Consider the following 23,833-nt stretch of genomic DNA (forward strand, 5'->3'; position numbering starts at 1 on the left):
ACCACCTTTCTTAATCTTCTATTTCTAGATAAATTTCCTTATGACTTAAAGCAACTGGCTGTAATGCAGTATTAATTGTTCTAATACATTGTTGCATTTGTTGACCTATATCTCCTGGAATTATTAACGTTGAATTACCACTAAATAAATCCTCATAGTATTTTTTATAAATAGCCATAATCGTATTTAGCATTTCTCTTTGCATTCCTAGAACTTCCATACGTTGTTCATGATCATACTTGAGCATCTCACGTTTTGTCATTTCTGTTTGCTCTACTTTATGAATCTCCGCATCAATTTCTTTTAATTTTTCTTGTTGGTTAAGACGAGCTCTTTCTAGTTTCATCTTCATCTTTTCAGTCTTCTCAGACAAGTCTATTCTCATTTTTGCTAAATCTGAATTTAATTCTGCTTGACGTGAATCTGCATCAATTTTTGCACGCCTTGTTTCTTCTTTAGAATTCAAAATAGTATTCGTTAACTCTGCTAATGAATTTACTACCGTAATACCAGAATTAATGTAATCCATTTTTTCATTATGCTTTAATTTTGGCTTTGATCCGCTTTTAGTATTCGTTGCTCTCGCATTTTTCACTTTATCTTTCGCCTTATTTATATCTATTCCCATCAATATATCTCCTTTGAAAGTGCATTCATTTGTTTTTGATTTTTACGATACTCTTCAAATAATCTTTGCTTCTCTTCTCCCTCAGCTACTGTACTTTCAATACATTTATGACAAAGTGAAAGCATTTTGTTATAAGTTTTTAACATATCCATAATGAATACCTTAATTTCAATATTCTCTTTTATTTCTATTTCATTTAATAACATTTGCGTCTCGCTTTTTTGTTTTAACTCTTCTAAGGACTGATGCAATAATTTTTCTTCAAGTTGTAAATTTAATAATTGTTCTTCTTGGATTTGTATAACCTTTTGTTGATGATATTTTATTTGTTGTTCAGTTCTTTTTTGAGACATTTGTTTTACTCGCTCACCATATTGCTCTATAAAAGCAGTATGTTTTAATGTTTCATTATACCGAACAATTTCACCCGCTAGTTCTGCTACATTTACACCTGTCTCCAAAACTACTTGAAAAATATTCTTTTTTGAAACACCTTGTACAATCCCCACTGAACGAGATGCCATATGTCCTAAAAATCGTAGCGCTGGCCTATTCATATTAACTCCTCCAAAAGTTCCTTAGAACACGCATGGATTGTATATATTTTTTCATCAACATTTTCAACAAAAACCTTAAACCCCTCAGGTAAATCTTCAAATACTTCTTTAATAAATAACTCAGTAGGAGGTAAACATGCAGCTATAATCTTAAAGCTATTTGTTTGAACTTTAGTCTGTTCTTCAAATTTTAAAGTAAAGTGATTATTTAACGGATTCCAATAATACACTTTTTCCTCATGCTTTAATTCGGTTGTGTATAAATCATTTAACTTAAGTAATTTCTGCGCATCACTTGATATCAAAGAAGCATCATATTTTTCTAACTGGCTTAACGTAGATAAAACAGTTCTGTGTCTAATTAAATCAACGTGGTCGATTTTTACTTTTAAGGATGGAACCTTAAGCTGTAGCAATAAATCGTCCATCTGTCGCTTTAATTGACTATGAGGCAAATTTGCTAGTGACTCTATTGTTTTCAAATAATACACTGTGGGCGTCTCTTTCTCTATCTCAAGCCAAATATCCAATGCCTCTATAGCTTCTAATGAAAGATAACCTGACAATGGGTGAGTAAACAAATAAGTTTGAATAAACTGCTCTTGAACATTATTAAAATTTGCACCTTGTGTTTGAACCCACGTTACATTACTTTTCATCTTTTTTCCTTTAGGTTCTAATACAAACTCTTTTTTTTCTAATAAGACTTGACCATTAAATAAATTAATATAAAAAATCGGTTCTTCTTTATTAAAATCCTCTATTATTTCCAGCAATACTTCATAATTTTCACCCAAATTAGTTAGTTTGTAATCTTTTTCGATTAATCCCCAATCTTGTAGACGATGAATTTCTTCTAATATTAAATGCTTCTGTAATTTCGTCACACTTTGAATTTCTTCTTCTCCATATCCTTTAACAATCATTTTAAATACAAATTTTGTGAAAATGTCTAGCCTATCCAGCCAACCTGAAGAAATTCTTACATTAGCCTGCTTAATAGGAAAACTTAATTGAATTGGTTCTATTAATACATCCATAAAAAATCATCCTTTTACTACGTAATTTAAAAAAGAGGAATTATATATCGAAATTATTTAGCAAAAAAAATATTTTTCATCTAGATAAAAAACACCCATTATATAAAACCCATTTCTAATACACTCTGAACATAACATTATTTCACATTAAATGAATATTATAATTAAAATGAAAACAGCCCTAATGAGTAAATCCTCTAACTTAGAGCTGTATCCTAATAATTATTCTAAACACCGTTCCTCGCTTCAAAAAATAAACTAAGATCTTGGGATTGTCATTAATAAAAAACTGCATCAATTTACTCGAATAGAATATGGACTTTTTACAAAAAATGCGAACTAAAATATTGATTATGAAGGTGCATTTAACTAAGAAAGACCAATTTTATCGAATGCTTGTATATTTTGTAAGATAATCTTCACCAGAAAACAATTCAATTCCCATATCCTGTAGTTTTTTTACATCTTCCATGCGACGTGCTTCAAGTTCTGCAAGGCGCTTTTTAAAGATAAACGGTACCATTAATTCAAACCATTTAATAAACAATTTGAATGTAGCAACTAATAAAGTTAACATCATCAAGATAAATAAGACTAATTCCATCTTCTTTTCCATTCCTTTCTTTCGTTTCTAAAATATATGTGAAGCTCGATAAGTTATTTTACTTTATTAAACATGCTAAATTCTTGTAAAAACTGTTCATTCAAGAAATTTTTCTTTAGAATTATTTATTATGATATATATCATCGCATCGAATATTGAAAAATCATTAACTATCGATTTCTCAAATTTTATAATTCCATTTTATCATGTTTTTTAGAAAAAAAGGCTAAATTACCCATCCATTTATATAATTATTCCCTTCCTATAATAAGCTCATTCATTCGGTTAAATACAATTTAATTGGATAACTTATAGATAAACATGTGTGCCGCTCGTATTCTTTGATATATTCTCTATCTTTATTTGAAAATAACCTCTTGTTTTACTATAGGTTTATACGGAGAAATTTGTTTTTTTTATATTTTTTAATGATTTAATTATAGATTAAATACATCCACTATCTCGCATAGAAAGCGGGAATCAAGAAGTTACTTTTACTTTGCTAGAGAAAATATGTAATGAATTTGAAATTTCCATGAGTAATTTTTTTCAAAGTTTAGAGGACAAGAAGGAGATGCAAGTATCTGATGGCCACGAAGAAATGAGTGTAGATATCGAACAAGAATTGGACAAAGAATTAACGAAAATGCTTTCAACACTTTCAAAAGAACAAAAAAAGGGATTGTATGTATTATTGTTACCTTATGTTAAGGACTAACTTACATACTTACAGCCGCCATCATTTAAACAAAGCCTATATCTACGCACATTTAATAATATAAATACTAGGTAACAACACCTTTAATATTAACTATCTTTTTATTGTTGGCTGTTTCCTCAACGATTATTGCTTTTACTGTCTTGCTTTAAAAAACAGCGATGATTTTACAAATAATTGTGGAATCATCGCTGTTTTGATTTGAGTATTTTGTAAATCGAATATTCAACAATAGCACTCTAACATTCATACCCCGTATAATTATCTTCTTTTTAACATGGTTTAAATATTGGATTTATATATTGAACGAATAGTTCCTTTAACATATTTAAAGCATCTTCTTGCGTTTTAAAAACATTTCCTGCTTCTGGAAATGGGATTAAGAAAATCTGGAGATTTTTATTAGGTAAAGAAATAGTTGATGTTAACACTTGAAGTTCTCGATTTTTCCTAGTAAACATATCTGCTGTATTAAATTCCAATGGTACAAATTTTATGTCTTCAAACATTAATTCTAATGCGTCTTTCTTAAATCCACTAACTCCCCCAATACCGATGATGACGTTTGCTTTAGATGTTATAAATAGATTTTTAAGAATTTCTAAACGTTTTTTCATATCTTCTTGAAAATTACTAAAATCTGAAGGCTTTTTCCTATTTCTTTTGGGATTATTAAAGAATGCAAGATATGGATTGTTTTTAGTAGACAGGGAAATAGCACTATATTCTTCCTTTGGCCAATCCGCCTCTCTCTCACTTGGACGAGGAAGTGGGCGCCAATCAGCTAGTGCAGTTTGGACTCCATCCCTTGGTCTGTATAATTGTTTGCTAACAAATTGTTTTATTTCTTCCCATTCAGTAGCACCACTTCCAGAGCTACCTTGAAACCAATCCTTGCTTGGATCTTCAATCGCTAAACATAACCTCGCTATGGTCTGATTAAAAACACCTTTAGTAAATTTATTCTTTTTGATTTCGATAGGTAATATGTATTTCTCCACTTTCCTACGCCCACCGTAAGCATTTGGTTCATAAAATCCATTCTGCCAATTACCATCCTTCAAGCATGTCAAAAATTGACCGGTAATTTCATCTCGACCATAAAGATTTACACGTGCTTTCGCATTTGCTTCAACACTATATCCGCCAGTTCCCTCTTCATTACCAAAAACAATAATATCAGCTTCTGGAAAGTTCCCACAACCTACATATGAAAGTAAAACATCATATTCTTCTTTTGTTAATTTCCATTGCAATTGGCTGGCCTCCCTAATCAATAAATTATGTTTACAACAAAAATATCATAACATGAACAGTTACATCATTTTTTTGAAATCTTTTGGAATATTAAATTCAAAATCACTGATGGAATTGATTTATCGAGAATAAACTTCTGAGTTACAAATGAATCTACTACATTTCTTTCTGAACTATAAGTCTCCATCTTCATTAAAATTCCAGAGGATTTATGCACCCATAACCTAAATGATTCTGATTTATACTTTTCTGAATTAAATGCATCTAAGTCCCCTCTGATAACAATTACTTTTTCCCCAAGATATTTCTCTTCTTGTTGTTCAATCTCCCATTTACTTTCATCTTGTAAAAAATTCGCTGCTATTTTTTTTACTCCATAACATAATCCTATAGCAAAAGCGACTCAATTCTTTTTCAATAAATGCCTGATTGCGAAAGATGGTTCTTGAAGGAAAACACACCGTTACTTCACTCTTAGACAAACTGTTCAAAAATTAGTCCAAATAATGTCTGCGGCTTTATTTGCATTGTTAGTGTCATTACCCCAAGTTACATTGAAACCGTGTTTTTTATAGAAAAAATCTAGCTTATCAAAGTGATCCTTGTCTGAATAGGAAATCCAACCAGAAATTTTCTTTATAGAGTTTTCTATAGCAAAATTAATTAAAGAATCGAGTAAAATTGAACCGTACCCCCTACCTTCATTCTCTCCAAAAACTTCTATATCACAAAGCTCAATCGTTTCTTCACTGGAGTAATAGGCACTTAAACGAATTCGATTCAATACAATGCCTTTTTTATGAATAACTTTAAGTTCTATAAAGAATACTCCAAATTTTTCATCTTGGTCAAAAATAGTACGATAAACAATGATCTGCTCCCCATTTTTATGTGAAACATTCAAAATGAATCTCTCAGGATCTTCTTCAATTTTCTTAATTTCTATTTTTAATTCTGCATCTAAATCCTTTATTTTTGTTTTTGAATATTGTCTTTTATTCCTGTGTTGCTTAAAATCAAATAAAAAATTAAGCATATAATTACTCCCTTCAATAGTCTATTCTTTTTCTTTCTCATATTGAATTATGGCTGTTTATTCACTAAATAACTTACCATAAAAATCCAAACTATTGTACAACTATCCTGCACACGTTAAATAAACCTTTCTCCATAATGGCCCTTCAATGAAAAAATGAGCGCTTATCCTTTTATCAAGGATAGCGCCCGGTTGTGGAAAATTGGTTTCTGCTCTTAAGTATATTTTCAACAGCATTTTCTTATTCTGAGTAATATTCTTTCTTCTTTTTAAGGTGTTCTTTCTCACACTTAAGGTTTTCCGTGACTATTCTAAGTGTGGTCTTTTATATAATTTAGAATTTGAGAGCTGTGTATTACATCAAAAAATCCCATGTTTGCTTCAAAAGCTATTGAAGGGTTCTTTGTGATAATTACGCCTTCAATTTTATCTATTTTCAAACCAACCACACTTTCTACGATGTGTTTATTTTCTTTTAAAGTGTCTACATTAGCCTTCAATTTTTGTTGGATAGATTTTTTATCACTAGTTCCTTTTACTTTTTTCATCTCAGAAAGCATACCACTTAAATTGAATTGTAATGAAAATGCCTTGCATTCAATAACAAATAGTACTCCTTTAATAATTACTAAAATATCAATCTCACCTGGCAATTTGAATTCTTTAAAAAACGTTTCGTGTACCCTCCTATTTAATAATTGACACGAAGAATTTGCTCCTATTAAAGATTCCACATCTTTCTCGAATTCTATATGCATTTCATGAATATATTTGAATAATTTACCTTTAAACTCTTCATTAGAAATATTTCCATCAGCAATGTCTGCAATTATACCTCCTAATGAAAATAAAAAAATGGGTTCACTACAGATGTATAACCCCTCATTTAATTCTAAAATGCTCTGTCTCATCAATCTCCCTTCATTTAGAGAAACATCATTGCGAATTTTAGATACTTTCAATTTATCTAAAACCAATTCTTTTTTTATCTTTTTTGCATTATTAGTATCGATTGAAAAGAAAGATTTTAAAAACATTAGTAATCCTTCTTCATCAAAAAACATCATTCCCGGATATTCACTTTCTCCATCAGTATATCGGTTTATTGCATTGTTAATTGCATTGTTAATAGTGATACTATCTACCCCTATAAACTCCCTCATTACCTCGTTAACTTTGTCATCAAATTTAAAATTATTTGTTAAATTATTGGACATTACATCATAAAAATCACCAGAAATTGTTTTTAAAATAGGTTCTTCTACACTAATGATTATTTCTCCATTATCAATTATTAATGTATTCTTCTCTATATTAGAGAATATCTCGTGTTTTATACTAAGAATACGATAAATCCCTCTAGCCACTTCAATTAAATCTTCTAGTTCAACAACTGCTTGAATATTTGTATCGGAATATTCAAATTTATAAGCGAGTATATAATTAACTACTTTTTGTAATGCTTGTTTATCTATAGCAATTATATTCTCTATATATCCTAAAATCTTTTTGAATCTTGATTCATTTGCTTGTTTTTTAAGAAGATTAATTGAACTAGCTAAAATTCTTATTTTTTCATCTTTAAATTCAATTTCATCAATATCTTTATCTATTTCTTCCATTACTAAAGGCGTGAATTGTGAGTTGTAATCTAACATTCTATACAAAGATATCAAGTAACCAATAGGATTCTGTAATACTAAATTATATAACTTAACCTCTAATTGTCCCTTTAATCCTTGAATAAAGCGATAAATATCATTCTTCTCTTTATATATTTTATATTCTTTACCTATAAATTCTTTAATAAACTTATTCTCTTCGAATGCATTTCCCACGTTTAAAAAAAGAATATTATTATCATCTTTAATTGGAATTATTGTTGAAATATCCATAAGTAATTTTTCTGCATATATTTCATCTATTTGATGTGCGTTAGCATCGAAAAATTCAACTGATTTTATATAAATACTTTTCATAAACAATCTCCTTCCGTTACTTATGATACGGTTATATAAATGAGGTTCGGGATTTTAGTTTTCACAAATTCTTTTCTAAATTTTCAATCATTATTTCTGCACGCTGATTTATTATTTGAGTTGCATCTTTTAGATATTTTTCTGCCTTTTCTAGAGTAGGGCGACCTTTAGCACTTGGAAACTTCTCAGTGAGTCTTCTAACATTTTTTCTACCATCGTCAAAGTAGGAGTTTAAAAAGAACATATCTCTAAATTCATCAAACTTTTTTGGGAAAAGCTCCTTGTTTCCATCTAATACTTTTTTCCAATCATCTGAAATTTCATCTGATTTATTGTACCAATTTTCTAAAACACCAAGAAACTGATCAAAGTAATCATGAAGTCCAGAAGACTGGAGGCCACGATACCTATTAATTGTAGTTGATTCTAGTTTTTTTACATACTGTCCTTCTTCTTTGACTATTAGCATAATATCTTTGATCAATTTATTTGGTAAAATAACGAAATTCCCTATTGTGTGATAGTGTTTAGAAAAGTCCTTAACTTTCTCTCTAAACATATATCTCTCAGGAGGATTCGTAATTTCATCCGATATCTTTTTAGCTTTATCTCCATTCTTCCCAAATACAGTATTGAACGAATTCAAAGTATCTCCTCGATATTTTCCATCTTTTATTAGTTTTGATACACAATCAATCTCCTTCCAAAGCACGCAATATATTGCCCTTGCTAGTAATGTATCATCGCAATCAAAATAGCCGCATTGGTTACCTAACTTCAAATCACCTTCTAATTTACTAAAGTCATAGGAAGCCAAATCAGAAATCTCACCGTTGAGTTCATCATTTATAAACTCTTTCACTAAATTGGCACAATCACAATTTTTTATTTCTTCGTTTTTACACTTAACTGATTTATTCATTGTAATACCTTCCTTTATTTTTGATTAATGAAAGGGAGGATAATCTCAGATGGTTTCTTCATTATTAATTCAAAAAACCGCACTTACTTATGATACGTTACCCCTCTTTTAATGCTAAATTACCTCCTCAACAATCTAGTCCTATACATGAAGACACTCACCTTATTTTAGAAAAGCGCCCAATTGTGGAAGATCATAAGTACATATCCAGTTAAACTCCCCAGTTTATGTAATATCGAAATGATCTCAATACACAACATTGACCATATTAGTCGCGTAGCTGTAAAGTATTACAACTAGGTAGCGTCGTTCGATATATGTGAATAATTAATATCTAAAGTTTTAAAAAAACCAGTCAAGTCTTTCATGCTATTTGGCTTGATTAGGGATACAAAAAACAAAATAATTCAAACACTAATAAAAGGAATATTTTGTTTTAAGATCTTTTATAATTTCCTTTATATTCTTTATCCCTGAATCATTATATATGTAATTTAATATTACATTTTGAAGTTTTATAACAATGTCGTTCAATAGGATTAAACTTCTTTCAAACCTGTGTTCTTGAACTAAGACTCCTCTATTTTTATGGGCAATAAATTCATTTCTTAAACTACCAATATCATTAATAATTTCTTTATAATTTAAGTACTGAGTGTTAAAGAATTTAGACTGTTGGTCATTGGATAGCCTTAGAATCTTGTCCTTCGTGTATATATTATTTGGAAAAACAGCTGGAAAGTAAGCAGAATATTTAACAATGCTATCTATTTTATCCTGTTTCGTAATAACCTCAAGTATATTCCATAATTTCAATATTTTATCTTCTTAATTTTCCAACAATAAAAAGCTCTTATATAAACTTAATGAATGAAAAAATCTATTCGCTAAATCATTGTCTTTAGAACGCACCTTTAATTCCTGAAGGTCTCTATAAAAATCAATTTTTTTAGTGCTTGGTCATTATCTAGGGATGGAGAATATTTTGCTTTCAAACCATTGTATATAATACTACGATTCTCATTTTCATTCGAAACAATACAAAATGCTTCATTCCAATTAAAATTAGTTTTGAATGGCCATGTTTCTCCAAAATACATTATGTCTAACAGTTCCGAAGACTTAGTTTTTACCTTAAAAATAGAGTGCTCAATATCTATATTAGTGTTATCAATTTTACAATAAAAATAATAATTATTCTTTTTGTCTAATTTTATTTGAGTAGAAAGTTTTTCTGGTAGACTCTTTATTAAATCCAATAGATCATTTTGTCTTAAAATTCCTAGCTTGTCTATTATTAATGAAGATTCTATATATGCTAAATGACATGGTATAAACCATTCAAGTTTATAACTGTTGGAAAGTAAATTTTTTATTAGTACTCCAAACCCTTTAAAACTGTTTTTATTTAAAAAATAATTTTTAATCTCGTCATTAAGATTTAAGCTATGAATTTCTGTAACTGTAGTAAAAAATTCTATTATTAATTTTTCTTGATGAAAATTAATTAGAAATTTAAAAGAATCATCTTTATCACGTTGTATATTCCGAACAATGTTTAGGATAATATCTAGAATATCTCTATAATTATTCAAATCATGCTCTATTTTGTTTAAATCAATCAATTCTTTTATGTATATTAATTCATTTTCTGTTAGTTCTCTTTCCACAACAAATGATGTCGCTTTATTAAAGAATTCATTAATTTTAAATATTCTTTCATCATAATTAAGATTATTAAACCACAATATAGATTTGTTAAAGAACATGTCTAAGTAAATATCAGTTCTTAAAAATTCAAACTGCTTCTGTATAAAATCAAAGGAATATTCATCAATAACATTGACTTTCCCACCAAGCACGCTAAATTCTGCGAACTTCTCTTCATACAAATCCAGTAGAAAATCTTCTTTGAAAATCTGTTTCAGTAAGGCAAACATATAGATCATGAAAGAGAATTTTATTAACCTCTTTTATGAAATTTAACTTAAAATAGGAATTAATTGAAAATATAACCATCTTTCTATCCCTCTTTTCTTAATAGATGAGAATAATAATTCTAATAATCTTCTTTATGCTAATTATACCAAATTAAAATAAATACTAGATAATTCACCAACCAATACAGAATAGCACTGAAAGGCTGACTTTTTGGCTTTTCAGTGCTATTCTCTATTTCACTTAAAAAATGAAATTCTGTTCTAACTTACAAAGATATCCAACGATGTATTCTCTTTGTGTACTTTCTTAAATATCCTTATTTTTTACAAGGTCACCTATTCCTTTATTTATTGCTGCCCATAAAGGTGTATTTTCAAATTGTTTATATGGATGCGACATAGTAATAAAAAATCCCCCTAAATCATCGGTTTGTACTCTTACAAACTATATTATATTTTCTTGTTCAACTAAACTGCGTCGTTAGTTGAATAACAATCCAATCCTTGAGAAAACTGCCTTGTTGTTTATTAGTCTTTAATATTAGTTTTCATTAATAAAATTTATGATTATTGATACTCAACTGTCTTTCCCTGTTACAGTAGAGATTCTGAATAGTCACCAATAATGGTTACTATAGTAGTATATTTAGTAACTATTATTGGTTACCATAGACGAATGAATACTATAATAGTATCTATACAGTACAATTTAGGATTTCAATTTGAAGCGGTTTACCTAATATTTAAGGCTTTATGTATTTGTTTTAATATAAATGGTCTTACCTATATTTTCTTTTCATTTTTAATGGCAAGAAAAAAAGACAAACTATAGTTTTAATGATGCTCTAAAAATAATTCCTCAATTTTCATCATAAATTGAATAACTAAAATCTATATAATCCGCCCAGCCAAACTTCTGATACTCTTTGCCTCCATCCACAAAAATCGAACCTCATTTACAGGACCTAAAATCATAATTATGCTTAGATTCAATTATGTCATTACACTTTTTGCAACGTACTTTATTGAGAATGATTTCTTTCATTAATTAAGCTCCCAATCTATTCAACCACCAGTTCATAACCCCAACCTATATGAAGCCTTGATATGTCTATATTTCACACGTGTAATTCCAAGGCTTCCGAGCCGACAAATTACTCTGTGCAACCCCTAAAATGATCAAAAAAACATATCTAATTCACATCCCATTTTTGGGGACTATTTTGTAATATTTATAGCTGTCAATCGGGGTCTTTTATGACTTTAAATAGCTAAGAATTAAGGGCATTCTATTTTTCTCTAGTAGCACACAGTCTTGTCATAAGCGTGTAAATATATATCAACATTCTCTCTACTTTGATCAGACGTGTAGGAATCGTTTGGATTTGAATCCCTTAAAATTTTATTTAATCAAAGCCAAAATCATCTTCCACTTCTTTGATGAAATTCCCCAGAGTGCCTCGTTGCTTATAGGACGTGACAAGCGCGTGAGTCGAAAAGCTTTCACCGGAAAAAAACATATGAACAGCTCACCAGCTGGACAAATGGACAGAATAATACGACAAGGCTTCGACCAAGAAGCTACTTTATTAATCGATTCTTCTACATAGCTTTCTGTCATCTGCACATCTCGAATTTCATAGGCTGAATACAGTGCTTATAAAGAGAGTTCCATAGAAAAGCCGATATGTCAGTTTTTCCGTAGGTTTTTGTGGTGGTTGATAAATAATCTAGGCATATACTAGTCTCTCTAATATTTCCTCCTAAATTTTATTTCGAATCCCTATTAAAATATAGGATTTTTTGGACTATTATATTTAAAACTTTAGGAGATCTTTATATATGAACAACAAAAAAAACATCTCAGTATCTACACTAATTAATGCTTCTCACCCATCTTTTTTTATATTAATTGCAATAACAAATTATGTATAACTGAAACTGATTGGATAGATCCAATTGATTTTAAAAAGTGTTGCTCAATTGATTCTAGTGACAAAATTAGCATTTTAGCCGGTTATTGTTGGATAAAATAATTAAAGTGGCACAACTAACTGATAACATCACATTGTCTAAACAAGTAATTTATAAAAAAGCAAAAGCCGTGTTTTCTTCAGTTGATCAATTAAATAAGGTACTTGCTTATCTATGTGAGCTTGGTTATATCTATTTAACTTCGGGTGGCGTATCTGGACGAATGCAATTAGTTCTCTTAAATCCAAAGGCACTTTCATTTTTAAGTCTATAATTTACTTTTGCATAACATATTCTATTTAAAACAACAAAGGATATTTTGTAAAACAAAAGCAGCAACACTGTTATCTTGATTGATGCATCAAGATGACAGTATTGCTGCTCTAGTAAAAATAATAAACTGTCAGTTTTCTACTCTTCAAAATTAAATACCCAAATTTGCTTTAACGGAATTTCTAATCGAATCTTTAATGACAGTTGCTCATAATAACTGAAGATTTCTCTAATAACATCATTAACATTCCATAAGCTTAACTTAAAAAATTACTTCCCGTATTACCTAGCTCACAAGAAGCATCTAAAATATCAATGCCAACGTCAACCCCTTCTGGACTATGGTATATCATATAGCCTCTTGCTTTTAAAAATTTCTTCAATCAATTTTTCCAAACGATGCTCTTTAAATTTCTTGGTAATGTAGTCCGAAATTTGATCAAACAAATATTCTTCAATATTATCAATGATTTCGCCCTCTTCCTCGTAATCAAGTGGCAATATATTTGTATGCTTAATTACATATTTCCAGCCATTATTAGCAGTTCCAATTCTCGAAGCGTATGGAGAATAAATTCTCTATACGTTTTTTCACTATAAAATCCGGCAAAAAACTATACAACCGCTTCTCAATTAGATTTAGCTTTTAAAAATTTTGAAGGACGAGGGTATATTTTAATGAAAACTGGTGGAAAACCTAGGGTTATTTTAATCTAAAAATCACTTTTCATATTATAAAAAAATATTTTTAAAAAAATTAAAAAAAATTGCTTACAGCTATTAAATTATCAAATCTATGAAGGTATTATGTTTTGAAATAAATTGAGTTACAAGTTTGAAAACTTAATATAACAAATGTAACTCATGTAATAGATAAAAATATTGGAGTGGATTATATGCAACAACTATCAGTGAATTTAACAATTCCTCTACCCGAGGATACGGTATTGATTTCAAAAATTGAATATGAAGAATTAAACGACTCAAAGCTTAGTGGTGTTTATTGGTCAATGAGCGATTTAGAAAAGATAGTAGGTAAAAAAAGTGAATGGATTAAAGATAAAATCCTTTATCCGCCTTATCTTCGAAAAACACTTGATATTGCGAATGGTGGGTTTGTCTACTATCCAAAAGTAAAAGGAGAAACATGGACTTTCCATGCAAAAAAGATGGCACCTTTCTTAGACGATAATTTCAATCAGATTTTTAAATAAGGAGAAATTAACATGGCTTATATTAATAAAAGGACAAACAAAAATGGTAAAACTACATCATGGTACTATTCTGTAAGTAATTATCCATTCGGTAACATTAGAAAAGGTAAATTTAAAACTAGGAGAGAAGCTGAAAATGCAGCAAAATATGTAGAAGAAAAATTAGCGGAGGAAAAGAAAAATCGCAAGAAAATACATTCTAAATACGATCTCCTTCCGTTCAATTTTGAATTTGAATATTGGATTAAAAAGAAAAAATCGAATTTAAATCAAAAAACAATTGATGGCTATTTGAACGCTAGCAATAAAGTAAAGCATTTCTTTGGTGATGAGTTACTAATTAATGTTACTCATGATATGTATCAAGATTTTATGGATGCACAGCAAAATAATACAAAAAGCACAAATGAAAAACTTAATAAAAAAATTCGTACTTTCGTTAAATACGCATTTGAGCACAATAAAATCCATGCTAATTTTACAAACGGCGTGAGCATTTATGGTGCGCAGTCTAATAAAAAGAAACTATTTATCTCTACATATGAATATGAGATGCTCTTGAACTACTTAAGTACTGACAATCTTCCTATTTTAGATAGAATGATGATTTTATTAGCTGCTACTACTGGAATTCGTTACGGAGAATTATGCGCGGTTCGTTGGAAAGATATAGACTTTGAACGTCAATGCATTCATATCCATCAACAATGGTTATACACAAAAGGAAGCGGATTTACAGACTTAAAAAATCCAAATATATACCAAAAAGACGATACAGACATTAAGGAACGAACAATACCATTATCTAATCAAACAATTACATTATTAAAAACCTTTCAAAAATCCGATAGCTACATTGAAAACGAACACGGTCGCTTATTTTATAAAGCGAATTGTAAAGCTCAAGTCGTGAGTAATAATACATTTAATAATACTTTAAATAAGGTCCTTACCTCTTTAAATATTGAATCGATTACAGCTCATGGACTGCGTCATAGCTTTGCAACATATCAGGTTCATAAGAAAATTGATAGATCATACCTACAATATTTAATGGGTCATACAGATTACCGTACAACAGATAAATATTATGTTCATTTACACGAGGAAATGTTTGAAAAGAATGCCAATGAGATGAAAGAGGCATTGGACGGACTGGAGTATTAATAAAAGGGCAATCAATTGATGTTCGTGTAAATTAATGCATTATCTAATACAAAATCTACAACCAAAATGAATGATGAAAAAATTGATCAAGACGCTTATGACAGACTTATTATAAAATCAAATCCGAAAATCGATCAATTAGTTGATAAACTGAGAAAATATATCAAAGTCGGTGCATATGAGCTTAAATCTTAAATCATACATTAACTAAATCCAAAACAACCACTTACGGAATTAACCCCAACAATTTAAGCCCGCTTCATTCATAAAATTATAGTAAAAACAAACGGTTTAGAAGTGGATTATCGCACTTCTAAACCATCTACTTTTTATGTTTCAACGAATATTAAATTAGAGATTCCTATATCTCGCCTTACCAAAGACTAGGGTTAAAAACGCACAGTATACATAATGTAGTAAGTGTTGATGGTGGACATTTAACACTTTAGATGTGTATTCCCCTTATTGATTCATTTATTGTCCTCTATATTTATGATTTTTTCAAATCGCAAAATAATTAAATAGAAGAAATAATAAGTGTTACTTTCTTTTTCTTGCTTGTTTTGCAGCTTCTTCTCTTTCGGGTCTATAAGCGTTCACAATAAAGTGATAAATCTCAAAATTAGTGTTATTTTCAGGATTTTTATGTTTTGTAATTACAATATCATTAATTTCGTTGTAGCCTTCTTTCATTTCAATGGTTTCAAAATGCTTCTCGCCATTTAACTCAACATAAAAATTTTGCAAAAGATTTTTTCTTCTATTTAAAATTGTTTCTAACTTTGTTGATTTATTAAATAGAATAGTAAAACCAAATTCTATATCTTCTGTCATATATCCGATTAATTGCTTAAGTTGCCTTTCGAAATTACTCCATTCTTTATTTTCTCCAATAGCAATTGGTCTAAATGTATAGTTCGAATTAGAATAAATGAAAAAGTCTAGTTCCCCAATATTCTTTAAGGCAAACCCTCGTGGTTGCTCTCTTGCGGTAATTATCCCCTTAGTGGTTAGAGCAGCCTGTAATATATATGAAATATCATCACTAAGTTGGGTTTCAGTTGTTTCCTTTAATCTTCTAGGATCGTTTTCTTTTTGTTTAATTGCCGTATGAATTATTCTTACTATTAAATCTTTAATATCTAATGTTATATCTTCTTTTTCCACTGTTTGTAGAAATTTTAATCTAATATCTTTTGGCATTAAATCAGTATATTCATGAAGATTAATATTAAATGGTTTTATCGCTTCTGGTGCTTTAAAATAAATATTTAAAAAGTCTTCAAGATCCAAAAAGTCCCAATCACTAAATAAAAATTCTTTATACGACTCTAAGTTATTTAGATTTTTAATAATATATTTGTCATCTTCATGTTTAATATTTAAACTAGAAATGTCTAATATAATTTGATCTTCATCATCTGTCACATCAATGTACCATTGAATTAAATGATATAATGCATATTCATATATTGGCTTCAAGTTATGTAAATGTTTATCATTTGCATATTCATTTATATCGTAGATAATATCTTTACATTTATCGAAATCTTCCCTTAGTAGATGAGAAGGAAAGATATATTGCATATGTACATCAAAATCATCACTATCTTCACAAAGTTGTATAAAAAATGTTGTTATTTCACCAATCACTTTATTAACTTTTTGCTTAACTTCACGAGATATTTGATATTCAATTTCTATCATGATATTTCCCCCTGCTTTCTTTAAGCTTATTTAATTTTAAAATTTTGTTTACGATTCTTCTACACTTCCCAATCTATTTGAGATAGTTTTTAATGTTCTCCCCATTTTTTCATTGTACAAAATTTTAAAATGATATAGTAAATTCACTACCTTATTAAAAACAAACTTTCATATATACTAGTTTATTTTAGTTCTGTCTAATATTTCATACATGAATTCTTTCGCATTATCAATATTTTTATCCGCAGAGGTTTTAGAACTTAGAAAACAATAAAATGCCTTATTAAACTTTAAAAAGCCAAGAAACTATTTTAAATAAGTGTTTCTAGACCTTTTCCATATTCCACCTTAAGAAAGTTACTCAGCCATAAAAACACCCTTGTATGGAGTTCTCATAACATTTAACCACGTTTTTAATGTATCTCGATTAGCTTGGGTAATAGGATAATTTCTTGCTGTACATACCTTTTCTGCACCAGGAGAAAGTGAGCTTGTAGTAACAATCAACCCAGATTCTGCTCCATATTCTTGAATATCTGCCCACAGTGATTTTACGACCATCTTTTCAATAGTTGTCTTGTATCTCTTGCATTGAACAAGAATTGTTGGCGGACCTGAAACTTCTTCTTCCTTTAACCAAACTCTAGCATCAATTCCATCATCATTACGGCCTTCACCAATCTCTACATAATACCCTTGTTTCTCGAAGAATTCACATGTCAATGCCTCAAATTTTCTCCAATTAATATTTCCTATAGAGTCAAAATTATGACTTAAAAAATCTATATATCGTTGATCTATAAATTTCCCATATAACGTTTCTAAAGATTCACTTTGAAATAACTCCTTTAACTCTGCAATATCTTGCCATTCAATTTGTCTCATACTTCCCCATGGACTCTTATGTAAATCTAAATTATTACCTTCTAAAATTTCAATAGATATTGAAACTCCCATAGTTCAATATTTTTTATTAGCTTCAAGTATAAAAGGTGTTGGGTCTATTGTTTTAGTCTGAAGATTACCTTTTAGAACCCTTTTAAGAAATAGAATAAATGATTCCATTAAATCATTATATATCGCTAAAAACCGAGGATTATTTTTATATTTTTTAAATAATCTTATAGTCGAAGGGACATTAGATGGACTTTCTATATTACCTACCCTATATAATAAAACACTGATAAGGTTTTCAAATTCTTCTGATCTAATTCTTAACAACTCTTGGTTATTTCCAATCCATACTTGTTGAAATTTTTCAGGAATTATTTCTTCAAATTCTTCTTTAGTTAATCCTAATCCAGATTTGTATCCTATTATCTCACTAGTACTTCCAATTAACTGACCTCTTTTTATCCAGATACCACCCATAATATGCCCCCCAAAATATTTATTTTATAACAGTAAAAGTAGACGTCCAATTAGAAGTGCATTATCGCACTTCTAAACCGTCTTCTTTTTATATTTCAACAAATATTAAGTTAGAAATTCCAAAGACACACCCTAATAAAGTATACGTAAAAAAGCATGCTTAATTTAGGTTTAGTCAGCTATATCAAGCCACGCACAGTACACAATGGTGAATGCTTAATACGAACAAAATATTAAAATGATGTAGTAGAATCACCTTATCCCAATTATAAATCATGTATCTTTACACATAGATGATAAAGATATGTCATTTTCCCGAACGACTATGAGTTGTTATCATAAACCTTTTATCTGTGTATGGATAATTTTTATCAATATCTTCATCTGATGAAATAAACATAACAGGATATTTATGTTTTTTTACATGTGTACAATATTTCTCCCAAAAAGCTCCAAAATCTCTTACCTTAACATATGATAAACATACATTAAAATTATTACCTGTTGTATCATAGGAATATATTTTATCTAGATGCGCATTAAGATAACTTGTATTTAAACTGTCTAAATTTAAAGATTCTATAATCGTAAACGGGAAACCATTTTTTTCGACAAATATATCAACCTCACCGGATGATTTTCCAGCTGCAGAACTCCCCCTTCTAGTTTGATCTTTCAATCGATATCCACTTATTTCAAGTAAATCTGCAATAAAGTCATTTCTTTCATCTTCAGTAGCATTTACATAAAACTTACCTTAGCTTAAATTCAATTAGATAAGATCTTATTGTCCAAGTTCTTTATCCTTCTTTTTGATTTCATCACTAACAATTTCTAGTGATTGTGTAAGTAATTCTAAAAAATCTATATTAATTTCTTTTTCTACACTTTTTAGCTTATATATATTTGTGTTAATCTGATTTTGTTCGAATGACAATCCCCTAACTTTTTGTTCAAAAGTAGCCTTTTCTTTCACCGTATAGTTTTCTTCTGGTGAATGCACAAAACGATTTCTTATCTGATTATAAGCATATATCTTTTGCCATAATATTTCGGTATCATTGATATTTAATCCCACCACTCTGTGTAAGTAAAATAAATATTTTTTTACACCATTATGTCTAATATCTTCAGGACTTATTGATAAATTATAGTTCCGTTCACATTCTTTAGAAATCGTATTAAGTGTTTTTTCCAAATATGAATATTGCGATATTAAAGCTGACGTTCTCATTATCTTTGGGTAAACCTGTCGGATATTATAAAATTTATCCTCATACATATATTCAAAGATTTGATCATGATCCTCAGGTGGATAATTTTTTATATATTCGCCATAAGATTGTTCTAATTGTGACTGTTCATTAAGAATAGTTTCCTCCATAAACTCAATATAATTTTCAAAATTTTCGTTCTCTAAGGCAATTGCAAATTCAAGCCATGTTAATCTTTTTAACATCAGTAATCCCCTCCTCCTTCTAAGATAACACTTAAATTAATTTCGATTTCCTCGTTTGTTCTAATCTTACAATTAATGTTATACCTATCAGTATAAAAATTCAATTTACTATAATAGATTAATATATTTAAACAGAATATTGGATAGCTTGTCTCTTTAAATTATTTACAAAATCTGCACATCTCAAAGTAAAATATAAAAAAGAAGCTCCAAATAAGTTCGGTCAACTTATGAGAAGCCTTCATTAAAATCTAAATAATAGCAAAATATATCAACAATTGAAGTATCTACACATCAGATAATTTTGAGCTGATCAATGATAAAATAAACGTGAATCAAACTCTCATTTCACAAACGTACATTCCTCTATTAATCTATAGATGTACTATCATCAAGGAGGTTAAAATATGGCGAGCTATACTAAGCGAGGGAGTACGTGGCAATACGCAATCAGCCGCGTTGTGGATGGAAAGTCTAAACCAATAAGGAAAGGGGGATTCAAAACAAAGAAAGAAGCCGTAGAGGCAGCGTTACAAATTGAATTGGATTTAATGAATGGCGTACTCGATCCACAAAAAGATTATCCATTAGAGAAGTATTTTAAAAGCTGGTATGAGACATATAAGAAGGATATTTCCAATATTACGGTAAATTCCTATAATGCGGCACACGCTAAGATTTCAGCTTATTCCAATTAGTCTCTACAATTAAAATATCCCCTTAAAAGCAGAGTAGAAGAACCTCAAAAGATGAGATTCTCCTAATTAATAGAACTATATTAATTAAATCCAATCAATAACATTAGCCTTTATAGGTAATGCTTTCAAAATCTGATTTAGGGCTTCCAATTCATTTTTTGGACTTTTCCATACGAATCTTTCTAATAATTCAGGGATAGTACCTTTAACACCATCTTCATTTTCAAATTGAAGCGTAATAATACTAAACTTTTCTTGTTTCTTCCTTCTTTGAATATGTGCATAATCAACTTCATCTGCTAGATATTGCTCATCAGTAAACTCTGGAGTAATAAAAAAGACACACGCACATGAATCTTTTAACCCCTTTAAAATACTCCTATCTAGGTTACTACCTGCAGGCATATCCTCATCATCTAACCATGGCTCAAATCCCATCGTCTTTAATACATCATAAAACCGTCTTACAAACTCCTTATTGCTACCTCTGTGACTCAAAAAAATTTTTTTAGGACTATTTAATTCAATAACATCCTTAGAAAGACTAAACGATACAATGGGTACTTTGCTTCCAATCTCTTGGTCAAATTCTGGATGTACTTCATACTCTCCATTCATCCATTCACAATTTTTAAAGAGGTCTGAGAAACTATTTTTTAAATCATTTAGATTAACTACACACTTATTACCATGGAATTTTATCCAATTTAAATCTCCTGAATACTTTTTAATTATCGGTAGAAGTTCTTTTTGAGTTAATATTTCATGGTCTTGATTTACGAAAAAATCAACACTAAATCCATCTTCTGGATGCCATGTCTCGGTAGGAATTGTCTTAATGTGTAATTGATTATTTACTATAGTTAAAGATATCTTTCTCATTTTATTACCCCCAAATTAAATATCTATTTCTTGTAACAGTTTTGATAAATACCAAATAAAGTGCATCTTCTCATTAACTGTTACTTCCTTTCCAAACTCAACTAAATTTTTATCTCTTATATCGATAGTTGAATTACCAAAAAATTGAAACTTGAATTGATTTATAAACAGGTCTGCATTTTCCATTATAATTTCAAATTCGCGAGTTATCTGTAAACTACTTCCGTAGAAAAAATAATTATCAAAATAATCGAAATAATTTTCTTTTGACAGAGTTATTTCTAAAATATTATCTGTTATAACATTAATAATATCATTAATTACACATTTTTGGGTTAGATTAATTTTATCAATAAACTCCAACCCACTATTCCCAAAAAAACTAAAGGACTTAATTTGCTCAAAGTTTAATAAAAAAACACAAAAAATATTTTTTCCAACAACTAACTGCACTTCTTCATTATAATAAATGCTAAAGTGGTTGATTTTTAAAGCTTTATACTTATCTTCTTTATCATTTTTGAAAATTTTAGGATGAAATATGAGCTCTGTATTTTTAAGATTTTTAAAATTCTTCTTAAAATGTTCTTCATAAAAAAACGTATTTAAATTATCCGACCCCTTATAATAGAAAACAAGGCAAACATTAAAATTATTTAATATTTCCACATATCATAATCCTAACAATTGTTTTATTTTATCTTCATTTCTAAGTGAACTACTAGAGGAATGCTCAATAAAAATATTTTTTAAATCCTTATGTGCTTTGTTTACAACTCGTTTTAAATCTGGATTATTGTTTTGAATATATATTCTTACATGATTCTTAGTATCGTTGTCTATTCCTGCCAATATAACATGTTTTCTTTCTCTATCATCAGCTAATTCTTCAGTATAAGTTAATTTAAAGACTATTTGTAATATTCCTCTATTATTTAAAATATGTTGTTTTATATCGCTTTTTCTTAATAAATCTTCTCCACCAAAACCTTGTCTATCTATCTTTGCCTTTAAATTCTCTGCTTTAGTATCTTCATGGTCAAAAGTTATGTCGACGCAAATTAATTCATTAAAATTTGACCCACTATCCTCTAAACCTAATAAAAGGTCTAGCAGTTTTATTGTATTAGGACTGATATTATTATGGGCAATAGCAGTACTATTATTTTTAGAAAAAGTAAAGTTTAACTTTTGAGACATTTTTGGAGGTAATAGCTTAAATTTACCTTCTTTTTCCAATAATATTGATAGAAACAACTTAACAACTGTTTTTATTGACCTATACTTTGTTGAATTAGAAGTTTGAAAATATATTATATTTGTCTTAAAGTCTATTTCAACTAATAATTTATGTTCATCCACGAATGTTGTACTAAACATACTTCTTTTATCATAAGCAAACTTTTCACTATTTCTAGTTACCGATATTTTACACACATTATTTCTAAAATTCATGTAATCTATACTACTATCGAAACCATTTTCTTCTGAAAGTGTTGTATTCCACTCTGTAATCTGTTTAATAAGTAAATTATCAGTTACCTTTATTTCATCATTTTTAAATGAAAGGAAAAATCCATCAGATACATTTAATTCTGGATTAAAAGCTTTTTCTCTTATATCCTCATACAATTTTTGATTCAAAAGTCCATTTTTAAAATCGTTTACCAATATTTTCTCTAGTTCACTAGCTTTTTTTACATTTTTATTTAGACTGTATCCATTTTGCTCTATTAAGTCTAAAACTTCTATCTGATTTAGGATATTAAAAGCATGCCTTAAAGTAGTTAACTCATTTTCACTTGCAATCCATTTTGTTTCTTCATCACTTTTGACTATACTTACCGTACTTTTTATTATTTTCGTTTCTTCATTAACTTCTTTCAAAACTTTAGTCAAATACAAAATCCCCTTTTTAATCTATTTAATTTCATTTTACCAATTACACGAAATAATTGTCGATTATTTGGGAAAATTATATATATTTTTATTCTTTGTATTATTACTGACTTTCAAATCTCTTTCGCTTAAATTTTTGGTTCAATTCGATTTTATCTCTAAAATATCTATGCAGTTTCAACATTCCTTAAATCATCCATTATGATAGAATTGACCTACTTTGCCCTTTTCAAAACATTAATTTATACCCCCTGTCAAAAAGCACCTCCAGTAGCCGTGCAAAACACACGTAAAAATCATGTCTATACACATCATTTTCAGCAAATTCACACGCTGCTAACTATTTAACCTGATCGTGTGGATAGTAGACCTTCAATTTAAAGAAACCCCATTAAAATGGGGTTTCAGTCTTCTTACTTTATGTTTGAAATGCTTTATTTACATTCTATTTGTGTTTTAATGTTTTATATAAGGTTAATCAAATATTCCACATTCCTTACACCTGAAT

At 29.0% G+C, this 23,833-nt stretch carries 24 protein-coding genes; 5 read left to right on the plus strand and 19 right to left on the minus strand.

The window, feature by feature from the left end:
* Positions 1–10: 10 nt before the first annotated feature.
* The 4 genes from T479_RS16125 to T479_RS16140 all read right to left on the minus strand — a co-directional run bounded on the left by T479_RS16125 (position 11) and on the right by T479_RS16140 (position 2,829).
* Positions 11–628, minus strand: coding sequence for a hypothetical protein (locus T479_RS16125; RefSeq protein ID WP_025220233.1), 618 nt, complete (start codon positions 626–628; stop codon positions 11–13).
* Positions 628–1,185 carry a hypothetical protein gene (locus tag T479_RS16130; RefSeq protein WP_025220234.1) on the minus strand — a complete coding sequence of 186 codons (558 nt, stop codon included), beginning with the start codon at positions 1,183–1,185 and terminating at the stop codon, positions 628–630. Before T479_RS16130 ends, T479_RS16125 begins: the two co-directional genes overlap by 1 nt.
* On the minus strand, positions 1,182–2,225 hold the full coding sequence (locus T479_RS16135) for a hypothetical protein (protein WP_025220235.1): 1,044 nt from the start codon (positions 2,223–2,225) through the stop codon (positions 1,182–1,184). The genes T479_RS16130 and T479_RS16135 overlap by 4 nt, the downstream gene beginning before the upstream one ends.
* Positions 2,226–2,610: 385 nt before the next feature.
* A complete protein-coding gene (locus T479_RS16140) occupies positions 2,611–2,829 on the minus strand; it encodes a hypothetical protein (protein ID WP_025220236.1) in 219 nt (72 codons plus the stop codon).
* Between the two features lie 574 nt (positions 2,830–3,403).
* Here T479_RS16140 and T479_RS23810 point away from each other — a divergent pair.
* On the plus strand, positions 3,404–3,547 hold the full coding sequence (locus T479_RS23810) for a hypothetical protein (protein WP_158497903.1): 144 nt from the start codon (positions 3,404–3,406) through the stop codon (positions 3,545–3,547).
* Positions 3,548–3,819: 272 nt separating this feature from the next.
* On the opposite strand, the gene T479_RS16150 is transcribed toward T479_RS23810, so the two are convergent.
* The 7 genes from T479_RS16150 to T479_RS24380 form a co-directional block, all read right to left on the minus strand.
* A complete protein-coding gene (locus tag T479_RS16150) occupies positions 3,820–4,803 on the minus strand; it encodes a hypothetical protein (RefSeq protein WP_025220238.1) in 984 nt (327 codons plus the stop codon).
* A gap of 488 nt (positions 4,804–5,291) precedes the next feature.
* On the minus strand, positions 5,292–5,840 hold the full coding sequence (locus T479_RS16155) for a GNAT family N-acetyltransferase (RefSeq protein ID WP_025220239.1): 549 nt from the start codon (positions 5,838–5,840) through the stop codon (positions 5,292–5,294).
* A 311-nt stretch (positions 5,841–6,151) separates the two neighbouring features.
* A complete protein-coding gene (locus T479_RS16160; protein WP_025220240.1) occupies positions 6,152–7,819 on the minus strand; it encodes an NERD domain-containing protein in 1,668 nt (555 codons plus the stop codon).
* A gap of 61 nt (positions 7,820–7,880) precedes the next feature.
* Entirely contained in the window at positions 7,881–8,741 is an 861-nt protein-coding gene (locus T479_RS16165) for a DUF6994 family protein (protein ID WP_025220241.1), read from the minus strand.
* Between the two features lie 414 nt (positions 8,742–9,155).
* Complete coding sequence (locus T479_RS16170; RefSeq protein ID WP_025220242.1) at positions 9,156–9,557, minus strand: hypothetical protein; 402 nt, start codon at positions 9,555–9,557, stop codon at positions 9,156–9,158.
* A 98-nt stretch (positions 9,558–9,655) separates the two neighbouring features.
* Positions 9,656–10,690, minus strand: a complete 1,035-nt coding sequence (locus T479_RS16175; protein ID WP_144340675.1) for a hypothetical protein — start codon at positions 10,688–10,690, stop codon at positions 9,656–9,658.
* Positions 10,691–11,633: 943 nt separating this feature from the next.
* Entirely contained in the window at positions 11,634–11,726 is a 93-nt protein-coding gene (locus T479_RS24380; protein WP_428842424.1) for a DUF7695 domain-containing protein, read from the minus strand.
* 978 nt (positions 11,727–12,704) lie between these two features.
* Between T479_RS24380 and T479_RS16185 the strand changes: the two genes are divergently transcribed.
* From T479_RS16185 to T479_RS16195, 3 genes are all read left to right on the plus strand, one after another.
* Positions 12,705–12,929, plus strand: coding sequence for a hypothetical protein (locus T479_RS16185; RefSeq protein ID WP_137037019.1), 225 nt, complete (start codon positions 12,705–12,707; stop codon positions 12,927–12,929).
* Positions 12,930–13,824: 895 nt separating this feature from the next.
* Positions 13,825–14,142, plus strand: coding sequence for a DUF771 domain-containing protein (locus T479_RS16190; protein ID WP_025220246.1), 318 nt, complete (start codon positions 13,825–13,827; stop codon positions 14,140–14,142).
* Positions 14,143–14,154: 12 nt separating this feature from the next.
* The gene (locus T479_RS16195) at positions 14,155–15,309 is read left to right on the plus strand and encodes a tyrosine-type recombinase/integrase (protein ID WP_025220247.1); all 1,155 of its coding nucleotides are present in this window, start codon (positions 14,155–14,157) and stop codon (positions 15,307–15,309) included.
* Between the two features lie 540 nt (positions 15,310–15,849).
* Here the strand turns inward: T479_RS16195 and T479_RS16200 are convergent.
* The 5 genes from T479_RS16200 to T479_RS22965 form a co-directional block, all read right to left on the minus strand.
* On the minus strand, positions 15,850–17,016 hold the full coding sequence (locus T479_RS16200) for a hypothetical protein (protein ID WP_025220248.1): 1,167 nt from the start codon (positions 17,014–17,016) through the stop codon (positions 15,850–15,852).
* 357 nt (positions 17,017–17,373) lie between these two features.
* Positions 17,374–17,901 (minus strand): restriction endonuclease, encoded by a 528-nt coding sequence (locus tag T479_RS16205; RefSeq protein WP_025220249.1) that lies wholly within the window; start codon positions 17,899–17,901, stop codon positions 17,374–17,376.
* Between the two features lie 75 nt (positions 17,902–17,976).
* Positions 17,977–18,387: a hypothetical protein gene (locus tag T479_RS16210; protein WP_025220250.1), complete on the minus strand. Its 411-nt coding sequence runs from the start codon at positions 18,385–18,387 to the stop codon at positions 17,977–17,979.
* Positions 18,388–18,694: 307 nt separating this feature from the next.
* Positions 18,695–19,066, minus strand: a complete 372-nt coding sequence (locus T479_RS22960) for a hypothetical protein (RefSeq protein ID WP_052599517.1) — start codon at positions 19,064–19,066, stop codon at positions 18,695–18,697.
* Positions 19,067–19,171: 105 nt separating this feature from the next.
* Complete coding sequence (locus T479_RS22965) at positions 19,172–19,846, minus strand: hypothetical protein (RefSeq protein ID WP_052599519.1); 675 nt, start codon at positions 19,844–19,846, stop codon at positions 19,172–19,174.
* 407 nt (positions 19,847–20,253) lie between these two features.
* Between T479_RS22965 and T479_RS16220 the strand changes: the two genes are divergently transcribed.
* Positions 20,254–20,544: an Arm DNA-binding domain-containing protein gene (locus T479_RS16220; protein WP_025220251.1), complete on the plus strand. Its 291-nt coding sequence runs from the start codon at positions 20,254–20,256 to the stop codon at positions 20,542–20,544.
* Between the two features lie 84 nt (positions 20,545–20,628).
* Here the strand turns inward: T479_RS16220 and T479_RS16225 are convergent, their stop codons facing one another.
* Genes T479_RS16225 through T479_RS16235 form a run of 3 tightly spaced genes read right to left on the minus strand, consistent with a single transcriptional unit; the run spans position 20,629 to position 23,325 of the window.
* The gene (locus T479_RS16225) at positions 20,629–21,426 is read right to left on the minus strand and encodes a toll/interleukin-1 receptor domain-containing protein (protein WP_025220252.1); all 798 of its coding nucleotides are present in this window, start codon (positions 21,424–21,426) and stop codon (positions 20,629–20,631) included.
* Positions 21,427–21,441: 15 nt separating this feature from the next.
* Positions 21,442–22,095: a hypothetical protein gene (locus T479_RS16230; RefSeq protein ID WP_025220253.1), complete on the minus strand. Its 654-nt coding sequence runs from the start codon at positions 22,093–22,095 to the stop codon at positions 21,442–21,444.
* A 3-nt stretch (positions 22,096–22,098) separates the two neighbouring features.
* The gene (locus T479_RS16235; RefSeq protein WP_025220254.1) at positions 22,099–23,325 is read right to left on the minus strand and encodes a hypothetical protein; all 1,227 of its coding nucleotides are present in this window, start codon (positions 23,323–23,325) and stop codon (positions 22,099–22,101) included.
* Between the last annotated feature and the right edge of the window lie 508 nt (positions 23,326–23,833).

This window comes from Lysinibacillus sphaericus, from assembly GCF_000600105.1.
Classification (GTDB): domain Bacteria; phylum Bacillota; class Bacilli; order Bacillales_A; family Planococcaceae; genus Lysinibacillus; species Lysinibacillus sphaericus.